Below are 19,968 nucleotides of genomic sequence, written 5' to 3'. Positions count from 1 at the left end.
CAATATAAAAAGGGGATAATAGGTAGAAGAAAGACACCCCTTTCATAATATAGCAACTTTGTGGCTATTTACGGTATAAACTTCCGTGAATAGCCGTCTTTTTTTTTCGTTTTCAATGAAAGCATTGTATACTATACATACATACTTGAAAAGTGGGGAACAACATATGCAAAAAATTGCTAACTTGCTCATGGTGAAAGACGGTCAAGTCCTATTACTAAAAAAGCCGAGGCGTGGATGGTATGTGGCGCCGGGAGGAAAAATCGACGAAGGTGAGTCAGTCTATGAAGCAGCTACTCGTGAATTTCTCGAAGAAACCGGTGCGCAGGCGATTGCGCCACATATAAAAGGCATATATACGATGATGATTATGGATGATGAGGGAAAAGAATTATTAGACGAATGGTTACTCTTCACATTTGTCGCACATGATTATTCCGGAGAATTGATGAAGACTACCATTGAAGGTGAACTAGAATGGCATCCGCTAGAAAGTTTGCATACACTACCGATGGCGGAAGGTGATCGCAAGAATTTGCTCTTTGCGGTGAATCAGAAAGGTATGCAGTATGGAACATTCTATTATACAGAGCAATTCCGCTTCTTGCGGGAATCACTTCAACAATCAATGGAAGGTGAATAACATTTATGGATCAACCACAAGTGGTAAATGAATATGAAGTGGTAATTATTACGGGGATGTCAGGTGCAGGCAAGACCGTCGCTATGCAATGCTTTGAAGACATGGGATTCTATTGCATCGACAACTTGCCGCCCGAACTATTTGTAACATTCCTCGATTTGATGATGAAGTCGGATAATCAAATGAGACGTATTGCCGCAGTGATGGATACGCGCGGAGGAAGTTTATTTGATTCTATGATTACCGCACTCGAAGGATTATTCAAGATGGAAGATGTCAAAACAAGTTTGTTATTCCTGGATTCAGATGACGAAGCACTAGTGAAACGTTATAAAGAAACACGTAGATCACATCCGTTATCTGAAGGTGGCGTGTTACTCGAAGGGATTCGAAAAGAACGTCATTTGCTGACTGAAATAAAAGGACTTTCACGTTCTATTATTGATACATCGAAATTAAAGCCCAAGCAATTACGGGAAAAAATCACACGTGAGTTTTCTGAAGCAGGTGAACCGAACTTCACTTTGAACTTTGTATCATTTGGATTCAAGCATGGTATGCCGATTGATGCAGATGTAGTATTTGACGTTCGGTTTTTACCCAATCCGTTTTATCTGGAAGAATTGCGCCCGTTGACAGGTTTGAATCATGAAGTATCGGATTACGTATTGAAATGGGCGGATACGAAAGAATTAATTGAAAAACTAACGGACTTATTCAAATTCTTAATTCCACAATATAAACAAGAGGGAAAAGGTCAGGCAGTTATAGCGTTCGGGTGTACAGGTGGGCAACATCGTTCTGTTACACTGGCTGAGTACTTTACAGGCGTTTTTAAAGGCGATTATCCAACACATGTATCGCATCGGGATGTTGAAAAAAGAAAGGGTTGACATGAATATGCAATCCACTACGATGAAAAGTGTTGTTGTATTTGGAGGCGGCACAGGGTTATCTAATATCCTTCGAGGGTTAAAACGGTATCCGATCGAATTGACAGCTATTGTGACGGTGGCGGATGATGGAGGAAGTTCAGGTCGTTTATTCGATCAGTATAACGTCCCGCCGCCTGGAGATATAAGACAGGTTATGGCAGCGCTTTCAGATGTTGAGCCAATGATCGAGAAGATGTTTCAGCATCGATTTGAAGGATCTGATGGATTGAAGGGACATTCTCTTGGGAATTTGATGCTTACGGCCTTAACAACTATTACAGGCGATTTCGCTCGTGCAGTCGAGCAGATGGGCGTTGTTCTGAATATTAAAGGAACAGTATTACCGGCAGCAAATCAGCGAATTACCTTGCATGCCGAGCTTGAAGATGGTTCAATCATTACAGGCGAATCGAAAATTCCTCTCTATGGAAGGAAAATCCGTAACGTTTTCATCACGCCTCAAGATGTAAAACCATTACCGGAAACAGCGGATACGATAAAAAATGCAGATTTAATCGTATTTGGACCGGGAAGCTTGTATACTAGTACTTTGCCAACACTTTTAGTGCAGGATATCCGCGAAGCAATCCTTGAAAGTGCTGCAAAAAAGGTATATGTCGGAAATTTAACTACACAACGTGGCGAAACGTATCGCTATACTGCTTCTGAGCATGTTCAGGCGCTCTATGATCATGCGGGAGAACCATTTCTCGATGCAGTTCTAGTGAATAATGCAGAAGCGTTCAGACGTGTGCATAACCTCAGTGAAAATGAAGAGCCTTGGCTTGTGGAGAATGATTTGGAGATGCTACAAGCACTAGTGCCTGAGGTATTTGTACAAGAGATCGCGACCATTAACGATGGGACGATTATGCATAAAACGATGGAAGTGTCAGATATGTTGATGCGTTATATAGAGAGAACGTAGAAGGCGGATAGATATGAAAATCGCCGAAGAGGGGGAATATCATGTCTTTTGCATCTAAAACGAAAAAAGAACTGACGCAGATTGAGACGGATGATTGCTGTACGAAAGCAGAAATTGCGGCATTCATACGGATGAATGGTGTTATGTCTTTTTCAAATAAACAACTTAGTCTTGATGTTCAAACGGAAAATGCCTCTATTGCGCGTCGTCTGTATTCAAATGTGAAGGCGTTATATCCATATAAAGTGGAATTGCTTGTACGCAAAAAAATGCGTTTAAAGAAAAATAATGTCTATATTTGCCGGATTCGTGATGGAGCCAAGCACTTGTTGGAGGAACTATCCATCATGACGCATGACTTCCAAATGATTAATACGATCGATCCACAGCTCATTGAAAAAGACTGCTGTGCACGCGCATACTTACGGGGAGCTTTCCTGGCAGGAGGTTCCGTTAATAACCCGGAGACGTCTTCTTATCACTTGGAAGTCTTCTCGAGCTATCAAGAACATAGTCAATCACTTGTTGAGTTGATGAACCATTTTCATTTGAACGCAAAATCTATTGAACGTAAAAAAGGATTTATCGCGTATCTAAAAGAAGCAGAAAAAATATCCGATTTCTTAGGCATCATCGGTGCACATGTATCCCTTATGAAGTTTGAGGATGTGCGGATTATGCGGGATATGCGCAACAGTGTGAATCGGCTAGTGAATTGTGAAACCGCGAATCTGAATAAAACGATCGGTGCGGCACAAAGGCAAGTAGAAAATATTAAGTTGATTGAGCGCACGATTGGGTTAGATCAATTACCGGAACGTCTGCAAGAGATTGCTCAATTACGTGTTACTCATCAAGATGTGACGCTAAAAGAGCTAGGCGAGCTGGTAACGGGTACTCCGGTTAGTAAATCGGGTGTCAATCATCGTTTGCGTAAGATTGAAGAAATCGCAGATCGATTACGGTAAATTATTAGTAGATCCTTCTTAAGAAGAGGAAGAAAAGGAGCACACAATATGGTAGAAAAAACAGTGAAAGTAGGAATTAAACCTGGTTTGCAAGCGAGGCAGGCGGCATTATTTGTACAGGAGGCCAATAAGTATACGGCTGATATTTATTTGAAGAAGGATAATCGTCAGGTGAATGCGAAGAGTATCATGGGGATTATGAGTTTGGCGATTGCGAAGGGGACGGAGATCACGTTGATTACAGACGGGATTGATGAAGATTTGGCTCTTCAGAATTTGGCTGAGATAGTGGAAGATGAGCAGTAAGTTGAATAGGGGTGGCGATGACCTTGTGGGGTTTCGTCATCTTTTTTTGTTTTTGGCTTAGTGAGGGAAGCCGTTGATCTGCGTTTTAGGCGGACGCTTTCCTGCGGGCATGGCTTGAGCCTCCTCGTCACTGCGTTCCTGCGGGGTCTCAAGGCTCATGCTTTTCCCGCGGGAGTCGCCGCCTAAAACACAGATCACCTAGTTTACGTTTCTTTCTGGAGTTAGAAAGCCGGTACATTTGTTTGGTAAAGATTAATCCTAAACCCAAATCCATATAAGAATACAAAATAAAAAGGTTGTCACGGAAGGCCATTTGGCTTTCCGGACAACCTATGGTTATTATTTCTTTTCGATTTCGTTGCGTTCTAGAACGTGGTCGATTAGGCCGTATTCTTTAGCGCGTTCGGCAGTCATGAAGTTATCGCGGTCTGTATCTTTTGCGATGACGTCGATTGGCTGACCTGTGCGATCTGAAAGGATTTGGTTTAGTTTTTCACGTAGGTGCAAGATGCGTTTTGCAGCAATTTCGATCTCAGTTGCCTGACCTTGTGCGCCACCTAGTGGTTGATGGATCATTACTTCTGCGTTTGGCAAAGCGTAACGTTTACCTTCTGTACCAGCTGTTAGCAAAAATGCACCCATAGATGCTGCCATCCCTACACAGATTGTGCGGATGTCTGGTTTGATATATTGCATTGTATCGTAGATTGCCATACCTGCTGTGATACTTCCACCTGGGCTGTTAATGTAAATGGAGATATCTTTTTCTGGATCTTCAGCTTCCAAGAATAGCAATTGTGCAACGATAGAGTTTGCCACGTTGTCGTCACTGCCGCTCCCGAGCATGATAATACGATCTTTCAATAGACGAGAGTAGATGTCGTACGCTCGCTCACCACGGTTTGTTTGTTCAATAACTGTAGGAATTAGATTCAATTAGACTTCCTCCTTTAATCACTTCATAATATTCGTTCCGTTGAAATCATTTCGTATTTCAACTATAACTGTATTTTACCTATTAAGGTCAACAAAGGTCAAATCATTTGCCTTAAAAATACACATTGCTTTTCATTATATTCTACGATATAATGGAAGATGTCTCTTACAGAAGAAAAGCTTTTTTCTGTAGTCGAGTAAATTATAGTTAAAGCTTGATACTACACGTTTAGTCCTCGTGGTGCAATGGATAGCACGCAAGCCTCCGAAGCTTGAAATGTGGGTTCGACTCCCGCCGAGGGCATCATAGTGAAGCGTTTGAACAGTTCGCATTTTGCGATCATGTTCAAACGCTTTTTTATGTTCGGATTTCTATTGCTCACGACTTTCTATTCTACATTTTCCCCGCATAGACCTTCTTTTAAACTTCATTGTTAAATATCTCTTGGCAGTCTTTAGTCTCGTATGGGTATTCCACAGTCAGAAAATGTTCTTTCTCTTGCGTAAAATGAGGGGAGACAAACAGGCTTTCTTTGTCTAACTGACAATCATTTTAAGAAACCGAAAGCCACCACCATAACCCCGTCAGCGTAATGAGAAGTGTAGGCACGGTCAATACAACACCTACTTTAAAATAATATCCCCATGAAATGCGCACACCTTTTAACGATAGCACATGCAACCAAAGCAACGTCGCAAGCGATCCGATCGGTGTCATCTTCGGACCTAAATCAGACCCGATCACATTCGCATAAATCAAAGCTTCCCGAACATTAGGCGGAACCGAGGCATCCTGGATCGCTAACGCATCAATCATCACAGTCGGCATATTATTCATGATCGACGACAGGATGGCTGCGATAAAGCCCATGCTAATCGTTGCAACATACAAGCCATGACTTGATGTCCACTCGATCAAGCCTGTCAATATAGACGTTAATCCTGCATTGCGCAACCCATAGACGACTACGTACATCCCGATGGAAAAGAATACGATAGCCCATGGTGCTCCTTTGATGACCGTTTTAGTCTGCACCGCTTCGCTCGTCCTCGCGATCAGCAAGAATACGATCGCAATGGAACCCGCGATGAAGGAGACGGGTAAACCTAGTGATTCGCTTATGAAGTAACCGAACAGTAATACGCCGAGTACTACCCAGGAAATGCGGAACATTTTATGGTCCCGTATCGCGCTGGCGGGTGTTCGCAACAACTTTTCATCAAAACGTTTCGGTATAGATTTACGGAAATACATATACAATACGAGAATACTTGCGCCGAGACTGAAGAAGTTCGGGACAATCATCCGGCTTGCGTATTCAGCGAAACCGATACCGAAGAAATCGGCAGAGACGATGTTCACGAGATTACTAACGACAAGTGGCAGAGAAGTAGTATCCGCAATGAATCCCGACGCCATGACAAAGGGTAAGATCATCTTTTCTTTGAAATCAAGTGCACGCACCATTGCGAGGACAACGGGAGTGAGTATTAATGCGGCCCCATCATTAGCAAAGAAAGCCGACACACCGGCGCCAAGTAGGATGACTAGTAAAAACATTCGCACGCCGCTTCCTTTTGCAAAGCGCGCCATATGTAATGCAGACCACTCGAAAAATCCAATTTCATCGAGGATCAATGAAATGATAATCAGCGCGACGAATGTCAATGTAGCATTCCATACGATAGATGTTACGTCGATGACATCAGTAAAACTAACAACGCCCGCAAGTAGAGCGAGAACTGCCCCAGCGATGGCAGACCAGCCGATCGATAGGTTGCGTGGCTGCCAAATAACAAAGACTAGTGTGAGGAGAAATATAAGAGAAGCTAGTATTATTTGCATGGGTTCTCCTCCTTGCTACATTCAATAGTAGGAACCGGTAATAGTTTCAATAATTCCAGTAATAACAAGTAGCGGGGATGGGAGCTATTAAGTGACCAATATACCCAGCGTCCGCGTCGTTCATTCAGTACGATTTCATCACTTTTTAGTCTGTGCATATGCTGACTAATTGCAGGTTGTGATACATCTAGTAGAGTATTTAAATCACAAATGCATAAAGGCTTTTGCTCCAATGCTTTCAACAATTGTAATCGGGATTGATCCCCAATTGTTTTTAAGTAACGTTCCATTTGCTCAGGGTTCATAAAATTCTCCTTTATTTTTAGTATCTATATCATATAAGTCCAGACTTATATATTCAATACATGTAGACAAACAAAAAAGAAACCACAGGGGAGTGTGGCTTCCTTTTTGTCTCAAGTTGGTTGACCGAGAGGATTATCGTTCTTTGCTTAACTCATCATGGATGAGATTCATATTGTAGTTCAAGTATTTTATATACGTATCGATCGCGTCACCAGGGTTACCAATTTCATCAGAGTAGATAGGCTTTTCAGCAATTGGAACACCGGTCTCTGCGGAAACAGTTTCCATTGGGCGAGTATCTACATTAGATTCTACGAATAAAACAGGAACTTTGTGTTCTTGGATATAGTGAATGAGTTCTTTGATTTGTTTTGGGGAACCATTCTCTTCGGTATCGATTTCCCAGATAAACGCTTCTTTCAAACCATAGTGGTCATTCAAGTATTGGAATGCACGTTCACTTGTGACGAGCACACGGTTTTCTTCAGGTATCGTTGATATGCGTTCTGCGAATTCATCGTCTAATTCTTGTAGACGTTGTACGTACTCGTCACCTTGTTGTTTAATCTTTTCACTCTCTGTCGGGTGTCTTTCGATCAATGCATCGCGCATAGCTTCTGCCATCTTCACACCAACAGCTGGATCGATAAACGCGTGTGGGTTGATTTCCTCATCACTGCCGTCTTCTCCACCGATATACTTTGGTTCTACTTCTTCAGTCAAGCTATATATGTTTTCATCTTTCTGACCAACCGAATCCATCATTTTGAAGAACCAGCCTTTTTCTCCGCCTTCAAGGTTTAAACCGTTGTAGAATAATACATCTGCATCGGTTGCGGCTTTAATATCATTTGGCAAAGGCTCATATTCATGAGGGTCCGTTCCAGTTGGTACTAAGTTATATACATCCACATAGTCCCCACCGATTTCGCGTGCCATATCCGCAATGATGGTAAATGATGTAACGACTTTTAGCTTGTCGCCTGTTTCCGCCGTTTTATCATCATCCTCTGTCTTCTTACCTTCATCATTACCACATGCTGCTAACATCAATACAGCGAGCAATGATAGTGTAAGCCATTTTGCTATGTTCTTCATATACTACATTCTACTCCTTTACGAATACTAAATTTTTATTTTTGTCGAGGTGGTTAAACGTTTAATTGGTTGCCCCTGTAATCGATTTACGTTTGAACTTTTTACGGAACATCCCCACAATAACACCTTGCTTAGGTGAGAATAAAAATGCCAAGACGAAAATGGCTGTTGCTGCCAAGGCGATCACGGGTCCCGAAGGCATATTGTACAAGAAACTGAAATACAGTCCAGTGATGGAAGACACAGCACCGAAAAATGCTGCCAGTGCGACCATGACCGATAGTCGATTCGTTAACAGATACGCTGTCGAAGCGGGTGTAATCAATAAAGATACAACAAGAATCACACCGACAGTCTGTAGTGAAGCGACTGTCACCAATGTCAGTAAAAACATAATCGTGTAGTGAATCAAACGTGTTTTCAAACCGTATGCCGCAGCCATCGTCTCATCGAAACTGGAAACGAGTAGTTCTTTAAAGAACAAAACGACTACTAAAATCACAATGGCACCGATGATCAATGTCAGCCACATATCGGAACTGCGCACAGACAACACGTTACCGAATAAAATCTGCGTCAAATCTGTCGCACTTTTCGCTTGTGTGATTAAAATAATACCGAGAGCGAAAAACGCTGAAAAGACAATGCCGATAGAGGAGTCATTTTTGATTCGACTATTTTGAGATATGGCACCGATACTGAATGCTGTAAGAACACCCGTAAACACTGCCCCATAGAAATAACTAATTCCAAGCATATAAGAAATGGCAACACCTGGTAGAACCGCGTGGGAAATCGCATCGCCCATCAAAGCCATACCCCGAAGGACAATGAAACTTCCAATCACTCCACAAATGATGCCGACCATGATCGACGTAATCAATGCTTTCTGTAAGAAGTTGTACGTCATTAAGTCTTGAATGAATTCCATTACATAGAAACCTCCAAGCCGTCGATCATAAATTCACGGTTATATGCTTTTGCCATATTGCTTGACTGGAATACTTTATTCGTGGGACCTGCATCGATTAACTCTTTATTAATAAGGATAAGCCCGTCAAAATATTTTTTCACTTTTGATAAGTCATGGTGAACAACGAAAATCACTTTGCCAGTAGCTTGCATTTCACGCAATATCCCAATAATGATTTCTTCACTAGATACGTCAATTCCTACAAATGGCTCATCAAGGAAGAAGTAATCCGCCTTTTGCGCTAATGCACGTGCGAGGAATACTCGCTGCTGCTGGCCGCCTGATAACTCACCGATTTGGCGATTTGCAAAGCTTTCCATTCCTACTTGCTTTAAACACTCCATTGCCCATTCTTTATCTGCTTTACGCGGACGTCTTAGCAAGCCAATTTTCGGATAGGTTCCAAGCAAAACCGTATCTTTTACGATGATAGGGAAGTTCCAGTCGATATTGGAACGTTGCGGAACATAAGCAATTTGCTTACGCATGGAATCCACCGTCTTGCTACCGATTTTTACATCTCCATGATCTTTATGGATTAAGCCAAGCATCGCTTTCATTAATGTAGATTTACCCGCACCATTGGGCCCGAGAACACCAATCAAACTACCAGCCCCAAATGAAAAAGAAACATCTTTTACCACTTCATGGCCGTCATACGAAACCGTTATATTATTGACTGATATCGGATCTATCATCTAGTTTCCTCCTCTTTTCTTTCCCTAGTGCAACTTTCAGATAAAAGGAATACAACTTTTATTTTAGTCAAGAAGCAGTATAGTTTTTTATAAGTAATAATATAAAACAATAGTTTCCCTTACGCAACTCTAATGCATGATTGGTACTATATTGTTTCCTTCGTGCAACTTTTATCAGTATAGCGTACTCAAAATTATCTGTAAAGTAGTTCTTGAAAAAATCCTGTAAATTTTATCTACGAGCACCTGTAATTGAATAAATGCATCATATTGTATGTAGTTTATGCTTATACATAGGAAGTAAATGGGGGATAGACCCAACCATTCACTTTTAAAATATTGCTTCAGGAAGTTTGGCGAGTGAAAGAAGTAGGGTAAGTACATACTAATGAAATGATGAGAGGAGTAGTGATGTATGAAGAAATTAGCTGGCCCGCTTATAGCCATTATAGTGTTAGTAATCATCGCAGCGATTATGATCGTTCCTTCCTACAACAAGTTAGTGAACTTGGATGAAGACGTCAACCAGTCGTATGCACAGATTGAAACGCAATTACAACGTAGAGTAGATTTAATCCCGAACTTAGTCAATACGGTGAAAGGATACGCCTCACATGAAAAAGAGGTGCTTGAAAACATTGCGAACGCACGGAGTAAAATGGCGGGTGCACAAGGTCCTGAAGAACAAGCAGCAGCAGATTCAGAACTATCGAGCGCATTAAGTCGTTTATTAGTAGTGGTAGAAAATTATCCGGATTTAAAAGCAAACCAAAACTTCCAACAGCTAATGGATGAATTAGCTGGGACAGAAAATCGTATCGCAGTTGCACGTAAAGATTATAACGATGTCGTATCTGTCTTCAATAGAACCGTTAAACGATTCCCTGGTAAAATCGTAGCTTCGATCTTTGGATTCGATGAAAAAGAATACTTCAAAGCGGTCGAAGGGGCGCAACAACCGCCATCAGTCGATTTTGGGGATGACGTGAAGTGATGCACCGCGTCTGCATGTTCTTCGTAGCGCTACTAGTAGCCCTAACTGGTACGACGACCGTTCATGCGATTACAGATGTGGTAGTGGATGATGCAGATATTTTAACACCCGCTCAAGAAGCGGAAATAGAAGAGTATGGCATGCGCTTGCAAGCGGCCACGAAAGCAGAACTTGCTGTTCGTACAGTGTATTCCCTCGAAGGCGAGCCCGTTGAGGAGTATGCACTGCGCTTGCTTCGTGAATTGCAATTAGGCGATAAAGAAATGAATAATGGTGCATTGCTTGTCGTTTCCACAGAAAAAAATGAAGCGGCAGGTATTGAACGTAAGTTCTATTTAACAACTGGCTACGGTTTGGAAGGAGCACTTCCTGACGGCAAAGTAGGACGTTATATCGATGAACTCGCGATGCCATATTTAAGGCAAGAACAACCAGACCTCGCGATTATGGAAGCGTACAAAGCATTCTATAATGAAATAGCCGCGGAATACGGACTCGAAGGCGATGAGTTGCCAGTCGTATACCCCGAACAAGGTGAAGAAGACGTCGGCATTCCATCGTTTGTTATTGTGATCATCGTTCTCTACATTATCTTCCGCGTCTTTTTCGGCGGCGGAGGAAGAGGCGGTGGAGGCGGTCCACGTGGTCGATCTAGCGTCGGACCGATATTCTTCCCTGGTTCCGGCGGTGGCGGCTTCGGAGGTGGAAGTAGCGGCGGCGGAGGCTTTGGTGGCTTCGGCGGCGGTGGTTCCGGTGGTGGTGGCGGAGCAGGACGAAGTTGGTAATAGCTTGTTTCGCAGAAAGTGACGATGACTCGATTGGTGAGTTATCGTCACTTTTTTTGTGGTGTAATGGAGTTACGCATCGGCTCTATGCCCGCGGCACGATTTAGTCTTTGGCATTAGCAGCTTCCGCTCAATGAATCATGCTATCCGCTCTATATGCCTCGGCAAGTGCTCTATGCGTAGCGTTATCCGCTCTATCACGATCCGCAACCGCTCATAGTTCCACGTTGCCCGCTCTATGTAGCCTCGCATCTGCTCTATGCCCGCGGCGCTACACCTGGTATCCCGGTATTCTATCGCCGCGCCATCTAGTCTTTGGCATTAGCGGCTTCCGCTCAATGAATCCCGCAATCCGCTCTATATGCCGCGGTAAGCGCTCTATGCGTAGCGTTATCCGCTCAATCGCGATCCGCAACCGCTCATAGTTCCACGTTGCCCGCTCTATGTAGCCTCGCATCCGCTCTATGCCCGCGGCGCTACACCTGGTATCCCGGTATTCTATCGCCGCGCCATCTAGTCTTTGGCATTAGAGGCTTCCGCTCAATGAATCCCGCAATCCGCTCTATATGCCGCGGTAAGCGCTCTATGCGTAGCGTTATCCGCTCTATCACGATCCGCAACCGCTCATAGTTCCACGTTGTCCGCTCTATGTAGCTTCGCATCCGCTCTATGCCCGCGGCGCTACACCTGGTATCCCGGTATTCTATCGCCGCGCCATCTAGTTTTTGGCATTAGCGGCTTCCGCTCAATGAATCCCGCAATCCGCTCTATATGTCGCGGTAAGCGCTCTATGTTTAGCGTTATCCGCTCAATCGCGATCCGCAACGGCTCATAGTTCCACGTTGCCCGCTCTATGTAGCCTCGCATCCGCTCTATGCCCGCGGCGCTACACCTAATATCCCGGTATTCTATCGCTGCGCCATCTAGTCTTTGGCATTAGCGGCTTCCGCTCAATGAATCCCGCCATCCGCTCTATATGCCGCGGCAAGCGCTCTATGCGTAGCGTTATCCGCTCAATCGCGATCCACAACGGCTCATAGTTCCACGCAATCCGCTCAATCCAACCCCATAACCGCTCATAACCCACCCAACCCCAACCCCCTAAAAAATCAAATCCCTAGAAAAATAACCAATTCCATGTAATCATAAATAAAAACGAGGTGACCTACATATGAAAATTCAATTCTACACGAAACCTAATTGTGGACTGTGCGGAGAAGCGGAACGAATGCTTCGCTTGGTCGCGGAAGATTATCCACTCGAGTGGCAGACGTTCAATATAGAAGAAGATGACGACATCCATGAAAAATATATGCTAATGATCCCTGTCATCGAACACGAAGGACAGGTGTTGGCATTTGGAAATATCGGCTATATCGATCTTTTGGAATTAATCGAACAATGAAAACGCTTTCTCGTTGTGTTTCATTTCTGAGTATGCTATACTTCACGTATAGTATTTTTTTACCCTAGGTGGGACAATATTAATTATACGGGATCAAATATAACCCACTTGAAAAGAGGGATGTAAGTGAACTTATCATTTTATGAAGCACAACTCGCACTTATACCTGAACTTCCACTGTTGATCGAGCAACGTTATCATATGTTGAAACTAATCAAAGCGTCGGGGCCTGTTGGCAGACGCACGCTTAGTTCTATGTCTGGTTATTCCGAAAGGGAAACACGGACGATGCTCGATTTATTGAAAGAACAAGAACTGGTGCATATTGCGAAAGAAGGCGTGTCGACTACGGAAAAAGGTATAGAAGTGCTCTTTGCATTGCATGATACGATGGAGGAAAGATCGGGAAGACGACAACTTGCGAATGAGTTGGCGGAGCGCCTCGGCATTCTACAAGTACATGTAGTGGAAGGGGATTCCGATGATTCACCTTTGACGAAAAAGTTGCTCGGTATGCAAGCGGCGAAGCAATTTCGCTCCCGCATTAAGGGAAAGGAAATTGTCGCAGTAACTGGCGGTAGTACAGTAGCCGCGATTCCATCGTTTATGCAGCAAGATGAGTTGCCTGATGTGCAATTTATCGCAGCAAGAGGTGGCGTGGGGGAAGAAATTGGGCTGCAGGCGAATATGATCGCTGCTTCATTTGCAGAAACATGTCATGCAACATACAAAGCGTTTTATTATCCAGATACTTTGAGTGAAGAAGCACATGCGGTGTTCCAGCATGAGCCCGCCGCGAAAGAGATGTTGGCGTTATATAGTCGCACCGACTGCGTGATCCATGGTGTCGGGAATGCGACGAAAATGGCTGTATTGCGAAACTCTCCTGACGAAGAACAGCAGATTCTACAAGATCGGCAAGCAAAAGGAGAAGCATTCGGCTTTTATTTTAATCAACAAGGTGAAATTGTCCATCGTATCCGTACAGTTGGGATTCAGATGGAGCAATTGCAAGACGTTCCGCTCGTGCTCACAGTAGCCGGTGGGGCGAGTAAAGCGGAAGCACTGCTGTCGTATTTAGCAAGTGCACCGTCCCAGACTATTTTAGTGACAGACGAAGGCGCAGCGGAGAATATGCTGTCGTTAATGTGAAACGCAGATACAATGCCTAGAAGGCGAAAAGGTTACAACTATCTTAACGGAGGCGATTTAGTATGACAGTGAAAATAGCGATTAATGGATTTGGACGAATTGGACGATTGGTACTACGTGAAGCATTCGCAACAGAAGATGTAGAAGTAGTGGCGATCAATGATTTGACAGACGCAGCGATGTTGGCTCATTTATTGAAATATGATTCCGTGCACGGCATTTTCGATGCAGACGTGCAATCAGATGAATCTTCAATTCGTGTAAATGACAAAAAGATCAACGTGTTTGCAGAAAAAGATCCTGCGAACCTACCTTGGAAAGACCTTGGCGTAGATATCGTGATCGATTGTACAGGTGTCTTCCGTTCGAAAGAAGGATTGCAAAAACACCTCGATGCAGGCGCGAAGAAAGTGATCTTGTCTGCTCCAGCGCAAGGCGAAATGACTACACTTGTGATGGGTGTCAATGAAGGAACGTACGATCCAGCGAACGACCATATCGTATCGAACGCGTCTTGTACGACGAACTGTTTAGCACCTGTCGTGAAAGTGTTGAACGATTCATTCGGCGTTAAGCGTGGTATGATGACGACTATTCACTCGTATACAAACGACCAGAAAATTCTCGACCTTCCACACTCCGACTACCGACGTGCGCGTGCGGCTGGCGTGTCGATGATTCCAACGACAACGGGTGCAGCTTCTGCTGTAACGAAAGTAATTCCTGAATTGAAAGGGAAATTAGATGGAATGGCAGTACGTGTGCCGACTCCAAATGTTTCCCTTGTAGACTTTGTGACGGAATTAGAAAAAGACGTAACGGTAGAAGACGTCAACGCTGCATTGAAGAAAGCATCTGAAGGCGAGTTAAAAGGACGTCTATTCTTCAGTGACTTGCCGTTAGTTTCTGTTGATTACAATGGAAACACGGCCTCTTCCACAGTAGATGGTTTGTCTACAATGGTCATGGAAGGCAATATGGTAAAAGTCATTTCTTGGTACGATAATGAGTCTGGTTACTCCGCTCGTTGTATCGATCTTGCACGATATATGAACAAACAAGGCCTATAAGACGAGAAAACCATCAATTCTGTTATAAATCGTAGCCATTCCACAAGTAACCGATTATAATGAATAAATATGGGTGAGAGGAACGGAGAAACCCGTTCCTCTTTTTGTATTTATGCCGAGGAGGACTTATTGAATGAACATGAAAAAGACAATCAGAGATATTAAATTGAACGGCCAGCGCGTATTTTGTCGCGTGGATTTCAACGTACCGATGGAAGATGGAAAGGTAACGGATGATACACGTATTAAAGCGGCACTACCCACAATTGAATATATGACAAATGCGGGGGCAAAAGTAATATTAGCTAGTCACCTAGGACGTCCTAAAGGTGAAGTGCAAGAAGATATGCGTTTGACACCTGCAGGCGATAAATTGTCTGAGCTTCTAGGTAAAACAGTGAAGAAACTCGATTCATCAATCGGTGAAGAAGTGGAAAAAGCGATTGCAGAAATGAAAGACGGCGACGTGATTTTGCTTGAAAACGTTCGCTTTAATCCAGGCGAAGAGAAGAATGATGCGGAACTATCCAAGCAATTTGCCGCTCTAGCAGACGTTTTTGTGAATGACGCATTTGGAACAGCGCACCGCGCACATGCTTCCACTGCTGGAATTGCAGAGTACATACCCGGTGTTCTTGGCTTCTTACTCGAGAAAGAATTAGATGTTCTCGGAAAAGCATTGTCTCATCCCGATCGTCCTTTCACGGCAATCATAGGCGGCGCGAAAGTAAAAGACAAAATTGGCGTCATCGATAATTTGTTGGATAAAGTCGATAACTTGTTGATTGGTGGCGGATTGTCGTATACATTCACCCGCGCACAAGGTCACGAAACTGGAGATTCACTAGTAGAAGAAGATAAAGTAGAGTTGGCGAAGTCTTTCATTGAAAAGGCGAAGCAAAAGGCAGTCACTTTATACTTACCGACAGATGCAGTCGTTGCGAATAAGTTTGCTGCTGATGCAGAAACTAAAACGGTTTCAGTCGATGCCATTACAGAAGGCTGGATGGGTCTCGATATCGGACCTGAAACAGCAGAGCGTTACGAGCAAGTCATTAAAGATTCAAGGTTCGTCATTTGGAACGGGCCGATGGGTGTGTTTGAAATGGAAGCATTCGCAAACGGCACGAAAACAGTGGCGGACGCGATGGCTGAAACAGCTGCTTATACAGTAATTGGTGGAGGCGACTCTGCGGCGGCTGTTGAAAAGTTTGAAGTCGCGGAAAAAATGGACCACGTATCTACAGGTGGCGGCGCTTCACTCGAATTCATGGAAGGCAAAGAATTGCCAGGAGTAGCTGTATTACAAGATCGAGAATAAGGAGGAATTCTTTTGCGAAAACGAATCATTGCGGGCAACTGGAAAATGTTTAAATTATCTGGTGAAGCTGCAGAATTTGCGGAACACATGAAAGAACAACTCACGGCGTCAGATCAAGTCGAAGCGGTGATCTGCCCGCCTGCATTGTATCTAAACGACTTACTACAACGTTTTGAAATGACTGCGATCAAAGTAGGCGCTCAAACGATGCATGATACAGATGAAGGGGCATTTACAGGTGAAATCAGCCCAGCTATGCTTGAAGACGTAGGTGTACAGTATGTCATTTTGGGACATTCTGAGCGTCGTCAGTATTTCAATGAAACCGACGAAACGGTGAATAAAAAAGTACTTGCAGCGTTCAATCATCACCTAGTACCGATTGTTTGCGTAGGAGAAACATTGGAACAGCGCGAAGCACTTGAAACGGTTTCGATCGTTTCAGCACAAGTGGAAAAAGCGTTTTTCGGCGTCACAGCGGAACAAGCGAAACAGTCCGTCATTGCGTACGAACCTATCTGGGCGATCGGCACAGGCAAAACTGCAACGGCTGACGATGCCAATGAAGTATGTGCCGCAATCCGTCATAAGATCGAAACACTTTATTCATCAGACGTGGCAGATGCAGTCCGTATTCAATACGGCGGTAGTGTAAAGCCAGAAAATATCGCTGAATTACTTAGTAAAGACAATATTGACGGTGCGTTAGTCGGGGGAGCAAGTCTCGATCCAGCGGCATTCGTAAAATTGGTGGAGGCTGGAACTCATGGCGAATAAACCAGTCGCGTTAATTATCCTGGACGGTTTCGGCTTACGAGACGAAACGTATGGAAACGCGGTAGCACACGCTAACATCCCGAACTTTGATTTGCTGTGGGAAAACTACCCGCACGCAACATTGACGGCGTGTGGAGAAGCAGTAGGGTTACCAGAAGGACAAATGGGGAACTCTGAAGTAGGTCACTTGAACATTGGTGCTGGCCGTATCGTCTATCAAAGCTTAACGCGCATCAATAAATCCATTCGTGAAGGTGAGTTCTTTGCTAACGCGACATTGCTTGAAACGATGGAGCATGTCAAAACGAAAGGCTCTGCACTTCACGTCATGGGGCTACTGTCTGACGGAGGCGTTCACAGTCATTATGAGCATTTATTCGCTTTATTGAAAATGGCCAAAGAACACGGTATAGAACGTGTCTACTTACATGCATTCCTCGACGGTCGTGACGTAGGACCGACGACGGCACTTCCATATATTAAACGTACAGAAGATGTGATGAAAGAAGTCGGTGTCGGCCAGATCGCGACTGTGTCCGGCAGATATTTTGCGATGGACCGCGACAAGCGTTGGGAACGTGTGCAGAAAACGTATGACGCAATGGTATATGGAATCGGACCACATTGTCATTCAGCAGAAGAAGGAATCCGAGCTTCTTATACCGAAGAAATACATGATGAGTTTGTCGAGCCATTTGTCGTTCAACAAGACGGCAAGCCGGTGGCGACGATTGACAATGGAGATGCGGTGATTTTCTTCAATTTCCGTCCAGACCGTGCGATTCAATTGTCACGTGCTATTACGCAACCGGACTTTGATGGTTTCGATCGAGGCGTGAAAAAATTTACGGACTTACATTTTGTCGGCTTTACGCATTATAATGATGATGTAGTAGCGGACATTGTATTCCATAATGTCAATTTAACCAAAACAATCGGTGAAGTGCTTGAAGACCAAGGCAAGCGTCAGTTGCGAATTGCGGAAACGGAAAAGTATCCACATGTGACGTTCTTTATGAGTGGCGGACGCGAAGAAAAGTTTGAAGGGGAAACTCGAATTCTGATCAATTCGCCAAAAGTCGCAACGTACGATTTGAAGCCGGAAATGAGCGCATACGAAGTAACGGATGCGTTAGTGGCCGAAATCGAAGCGGAACGACAAGATGCCATTATCCTAAACTTCGCGAATCCGGATATGGTCGGCCATAGCGGAATGCTAGAGCCAACTGTAAAAGCGATTGAAACGGTCGATGCGTGTTTAGGCCGAATCATTGACGCTTTATCAGCAAAAGGCGGATCGGCTATCATCACAGCGGATCACGGCAATGCGGATGAAGTGACGACAATCGGTGGACAACCGATGACAGCGCACACGACAAATCCTGTACCTGTCATTATCACGAATCCTGATGTCGTGTTGCGCACAGACGGTATTCTTGCAGACTTGGCACCGACGATGTTGAAAATGTTAGGAATTCCACAACCGGTTGAAATGACCGGAAAACCATTATTCTAAGGAGAGATTTTCATGCCAATCATTACCCACATTCAAGCTAGAGAAGTATTGGATTCACGAGGCAATCCAACTGTAGAAGTAGAAGTATTCACAGAAAGCGGTGCCTTTGGACGTGCCATCGTACCATCCGGTGCATCTACTGGGGAGTATGAAGCGGTAGAACTACGTGACGGCGACGAAAATCGTTATAACGGTAAAGGCGTATTGAAAGCAGTAGATCACGTCAATGAAGTGATCGCTTCAGAATTCGAAGACAACTACTCGGTATTGGATCAAGTGGTTATCGACAGAGCATTGATCGAACTAGACGGTACGGAGAATAAAGGGAAACTCGGCGCTAACGCGATTCTTGGTGTGTCTATGGCGGTTGCACATGCAGCAGCAGACTACTTAGACGTTCCGTTGTACCAGTACCTTGGCGGCTTCAACGCGAAGCAACTACCGGTACCGATGATGAATATCTTAAACGGTGGAGAGCACGCAGATAACAACGTCGACATCCAAGAATTCATGATCATGCCAGTTCGCGCAGAATCTTTCCGTCATGCACTTCGCATGGGTACGGAAATTTTCCACAGTCTAAAATCAGTTCTTCATGGCAAAGGCTTGAACACTGCAGTTGGAGACGAAGGCGGATTTGCTCCGAACCTGGCTTCTAACGAAGAAGCACTTACTACCATTATCGAAGCCATCGAAAAAGCCGGTTACAAAGCGGGCGAAGACATCTTGCTTGCTATGGACGTAGCTTCTTCTGAGTTCTACGATAAAGACCAAAACAACTACTACCTTGCAGGTGAAGATATTCGTAAAACATCTGAAGAAATGGTTGCTTGGTATGAAGAGCTTTGTGAAAAGTACCCAATCGTATCGATCGAAGACGGCTTGGACGAGAACGACTGGGATGGCCACAAACTATTGACAGAGCGTCTTGGCAACAAAGTGCAATTGGTGGGTGACGATCTATTCGTTACAAACACAGAGAAATTATCACGTGGCATCAAAGAAGGAATCGGTAACTCGATCCTGATCAAAGTGAACCAAATCGGTACATTGACTGAAACATTCGATGCGATTGAAATGGCGAAACGTGCAGGCTATACAGCTGTCATCTCTCACCGTTCTGGTGAATCAGAAGACGTGACGATTGCGGACATCGCAGTGGCGACAAACGCTGGTCAAATCAAAACAGGTGCACCTTCTCGTTCGGATCGTGTCGCGAAATACAATCAATTGCTTCGTATCGAAGATCAACTGTTTGAAACAGCTCAGTACCTAGGCAAAGATACATTCTATAATTTGAATAAATAATAG

21 protein-coding genes and 1 tRNA gene are annotated in these 19,968 nt (G+C 44.1%); 15 read left to right on the top strand and 7 right to left on the bottom strand.

What is annotated here, in order from left to right:
* The first annotated feature begins 166 nt into the window (after positions 1-166).
* Genes CSV70_RS09035 through CSV70_RS09015 form a run of 5 tightly spaced genes read left to right on the top strand, consistent with a single transcriptional unit; the run spans position 167 to position 3,780 of the window.
* Positions 167-643, top strand: a complete 477-nt coding sequence (locus CSV70_RS09035; RefSeq protein ID WP_099628615.1) for an 8-oxo-dGTP diphosphatase — start codon at positions 167-169, stop codon at positions 641-643.
* Positions 644-648: 5 nt separating this feature from the next.
* Positions 649-1,536, top strand: coding sequence for an RNase adapter RapZ (gene rapZ / locus CSV70_RS09030; protein WP_085131584.1), 888 nt, complete (start codon positions 649-651; stop codon positions 1,534-1,536).
* A 7-nt stretch (positions 1,537-1,543) separates the two neighbouring features.
* Positions 1,544-2,506: a gluconeogenesis factor YvcK family protein gene (locus CSV70_RS09025; RefSeq protein WP_085133564.1), complete on the top strand. Its 963-nt coding sequence runs from the start codon at positions 1,544-1,546 to the stop codon at positions 2,504-2,506.
* A 41-nt stretch (positions 2,507-2,547) separates the two neighbouring features.
* Entirely contained in the window at positions 2,548-3,474 is a 927-nt protein-coding gene (gene whiA, locus CSV70_RS09020) for a DNA-binding protein WhiA (protein WP_085131583.1), read from the top strand.
* Positions 3,475-3,522: 48 nt separating this feature from the next.
* The gene (locus tag CSV70_RS09015) at positions 3,523-3,780 is read left to right on the top strand and encodes an HPr family phosphocarrier protein (protein ID WP_085131582.1); all 258 of its coding nucleotides are present in this window, start codon (positions 3,523-3,525) and stop codon (positions 3,778-3,780) included.
* 339 nt (positions 3,781-4,119) lie between these two features.
* On the opposite strand, the gene clpP is transcribed toward CSV70_RS09015, so the two are convergent.
* Complete coding sequence (gene clpP, locus CSV70_RS09010) at positions 4,120-4,716, bottom strand: ATP-dependent Clp endopeptidase proteolytic subunit ClpP (protein WP_099661009.1); 597 nt, start codon at positions 4,714-4,716, stop codon at positions 4,120-4,122.
* Between the two features lie 232 nt (positions 4,717-4,948).
* Here clpP and CSV70_RS09005 point away from each other — a divergent pair.
* Positions 4,949-5,020: transfer RNA gene (locus tag CSV70_RS09005), tRNA-Arg, on the top strand.
* A 249-nt stretch (positions 5,021-5,269) separates the two neighbouring features.
* Here CSV70_RS09005 and CSV70_RS09000 read toward each other — a convergent pair.
* The 5 genes from CSV70_RS09000 to CSV70_RS08980 form a co-directional block, all read right to left on the bottom strand.
* The gene (locus CSV70_RS09000) at positions 5,270-6,562 is read right to left on the bottom strand and encodes an arsenic transporter (protein ID WP_099628614.1); all 1,293 of its coding nucleotides are present in this window, start codon (positions 6,560-6,562) and stop codon (positions 5,270-5,272) included.
* Positions 6,553-6,867 (bottom strand): ArsR/SmtB family transcription factor, encoded by a 315-nt coding sequence (locus tag CSV70_RS08995; protein WP_099628613.1) that lies wholly within the window; start codon positions 6,865-6,867, stop codon positions 6,553-6,555. The genes CSV70_RS09000 and CSV70_RS08995 overlap by 10 nt, the downstream gene beginning before the upstream one ends.
* 133 nt (positions 6,868-7,000) lie before the next feature.
* Positions 7,001-7,966: a metal ABC transporter solute-binding protein, Zn/Mn family gene (locus CSV70_RS08990; protein ID WP_099628612.1), complete on the bottom strand. Its 966-nt coding sequence runs from the start codon at positions 7,964-7,966 to the stop codon at positions 7,001-7,003.
* A gap of 61 nt (positions 7,967-8,027) precedes the next feature.
* The gene (locus CSV70_RS08985) at positions 8,028-8,897 is read right to left on the bottom strand and encodes a metal ABC transporter permease (protein WP_085131577.1); all 870 of its coding nucleotides are present in this window, start codon (positions 8,895-8,897) and stop codon (positions 8,028-8,030) included.
* The gene (locus CSV70_RS08980; protein ID WP_099627864.1) at positions 8,897-9,637 is read right to left on the bottom strand and encodes a metal ABC transporter ATP-binding protein; all 741 of its coding nucleotides are present in this window, start codon (positions 9,635-9,637) and stop codon (positions 8,897-8,899) included. The genes CSV70_RS08985 and CSV70_RS08980 overlap by 1 nt, the downstream gene beginning before the upstream one ends.
* 415 nt (positions 9,638-10,052) lie before the next feature.
* On the opposite strand from CSV70_RS08980, the gene CSV70_RS08975 reads away from it, so the two are divergent.
* Both CSV70_RS08975 and CSV70_RS16840 read left to right on the top strand, forming a co-directional pair.
* Positions 10,053-10,631, top strand: coding sequence for a LemA family protein (locus tag CSV70_RS08975; protein WP_085131575.1), 579 nt, complete (start codon positions 10,053-10,055; stop codon positions 10,629-10,631).
* Positions 10,631-11,416: a TPM domain-containing protein gene (locus CSV70_RS16840; RefSeq protein WP_099628611.1), complete on the top strand. Its 786-nt coding sequence runs from the start codon at positions 10,631-10,633 to the stop codon at positions 11,414-11,416. Before CSV70_RS08975 ends, CSV70_RS16840 begins: the two co-directional genes overlap by 1 nt.
* Before the next feature lie 892 nt (positions 11,417-12,308).
* On the opposite strand, the gene CSV70_RS08965 is transcribed toward CSV70_RS16840, so the two are convergent.
* Positions 12,309-12,503: a hypothetical protein gene (locus CSV70_RS08965; RefSeq protein ID WP_099628610.1), complete on the bottom strand. Its 195-nt coding sequence runs from the start codon at positions 12,501-12,503 to the stop codon at positions 12,309-12,311.
* An 84-nt stretch (positions 12,504-12,587) separates the two neighbouring features.
* Between CSV70_RS08965 and CSV70_RS08960 the strand changes: the two genes are divergently transcribed.
* The 7 genes from CSV70_RS08960 (at position 12,588) to eno (ending at position 19,965) form a co-directional block, all read left to right on the top strand.
* Positions 12,588-12,821: a glutaredoxin family protein gene (locus CSV70_RS08960; RefSeq protein ID WP_099628609.1), complete on the top strand. Its 234-nt coding sequence runs from the start codon at positions 12,588-12,590 to the stop codon at positions 12,819-12,821.
* Positions 12,822-12,947: 126 nt separating this feature from the next.
* Positions 12,948-13,973, top strand: coding sequence for a sugar-binding transcriptional regulator (locus CSV70_RS08955; RefSeq protein WP_085131571.1), 1,026 nt, complete (start codon positions 12,948-12,950; stop codon positions 13,971-13,973).
* A 62-nt stretch (positions 13,974-14,035) separates the two neighbouring features.
* On the top strand, positions 14,036-15,043 hold the full coding sequence (gene gap, locus CSV70_RS08950; protein ID WP_099628608.1) for a type I glyceraldehyde-3-phosphate dehydrogenase: 1,008 nt from the start codon (positions 14,036-14,038) through the stop codon (positions 15,041-15,043).
* 133 nt (positions 15,044-15,176) lie between these two features.
* Complete coding sequence (locus CSV70_RS08945; protein WP_099627439.1) at positions 15,177-16,364, top strand: phosphoglycerate kinase; 1,188 nt, start codon at positions 15,177-15,179, stop codon at positions 16,362-16,364.
* A gap of 12 nt (positions 16,365-16,376) precedes the next feature.
* Positions 16,377-17,141 (top strand): triose-phosphate isomerase, encoded by a 765-nt coding sequence (gene tpiA / locus CSV70_RS08940; protein ID WP_099628607.1) that lies wholly within the window; start codon positions 16,377-16,379, stop codon positions 17,139-17,141.
* Positions 17,131-18,657 (top strand): 2,3-bisphosphoglycerate-independent phosphoglycerate mutase, encoded by a 1,527-nt coding sequence (gpmI, locus tag CSV70_RS08935; RefSeq protein ID WP_099628606.1) that lies wholly within the window; start codon positions 17,131-17,133, stop codon positions 18,655-18,657. The genes tpiA and gpmI overlap by 11 nt, the downstream gene beginning before the upstream one ends.
* Positions 18,658-18,669: 12 nt before the next feature.
* Positions 18,670-19,965, top strand: a complete 1,296-nt coding sequence (eno, locus tag CSV70_RS08930; RefSeq protein ID WP_099628605.1) for a phosphopyruvate hydratase — start codon at positions 18,670-18,672, stop codon at positions 19,963-19,965.
* The last annotated feature ends 3 nt before the right edge of the window (positions 19,966-19,968 follow it).

Source organism: Sporosarcina sp. P25 (genome assembly GCF_002743235.1).
Classification (GTDB): domain Bacteria; phylum Bacillota; class Bacilli; order Bacillales_A; family Planococcaceae; genus Sporosarcina; species Sporosarcina ureae_B.
The sequence above is the reverse complement of the archived record's forward strand: the minus strand, read 5'-3'. Positions and strand labels throughout refer to the sequence as shown.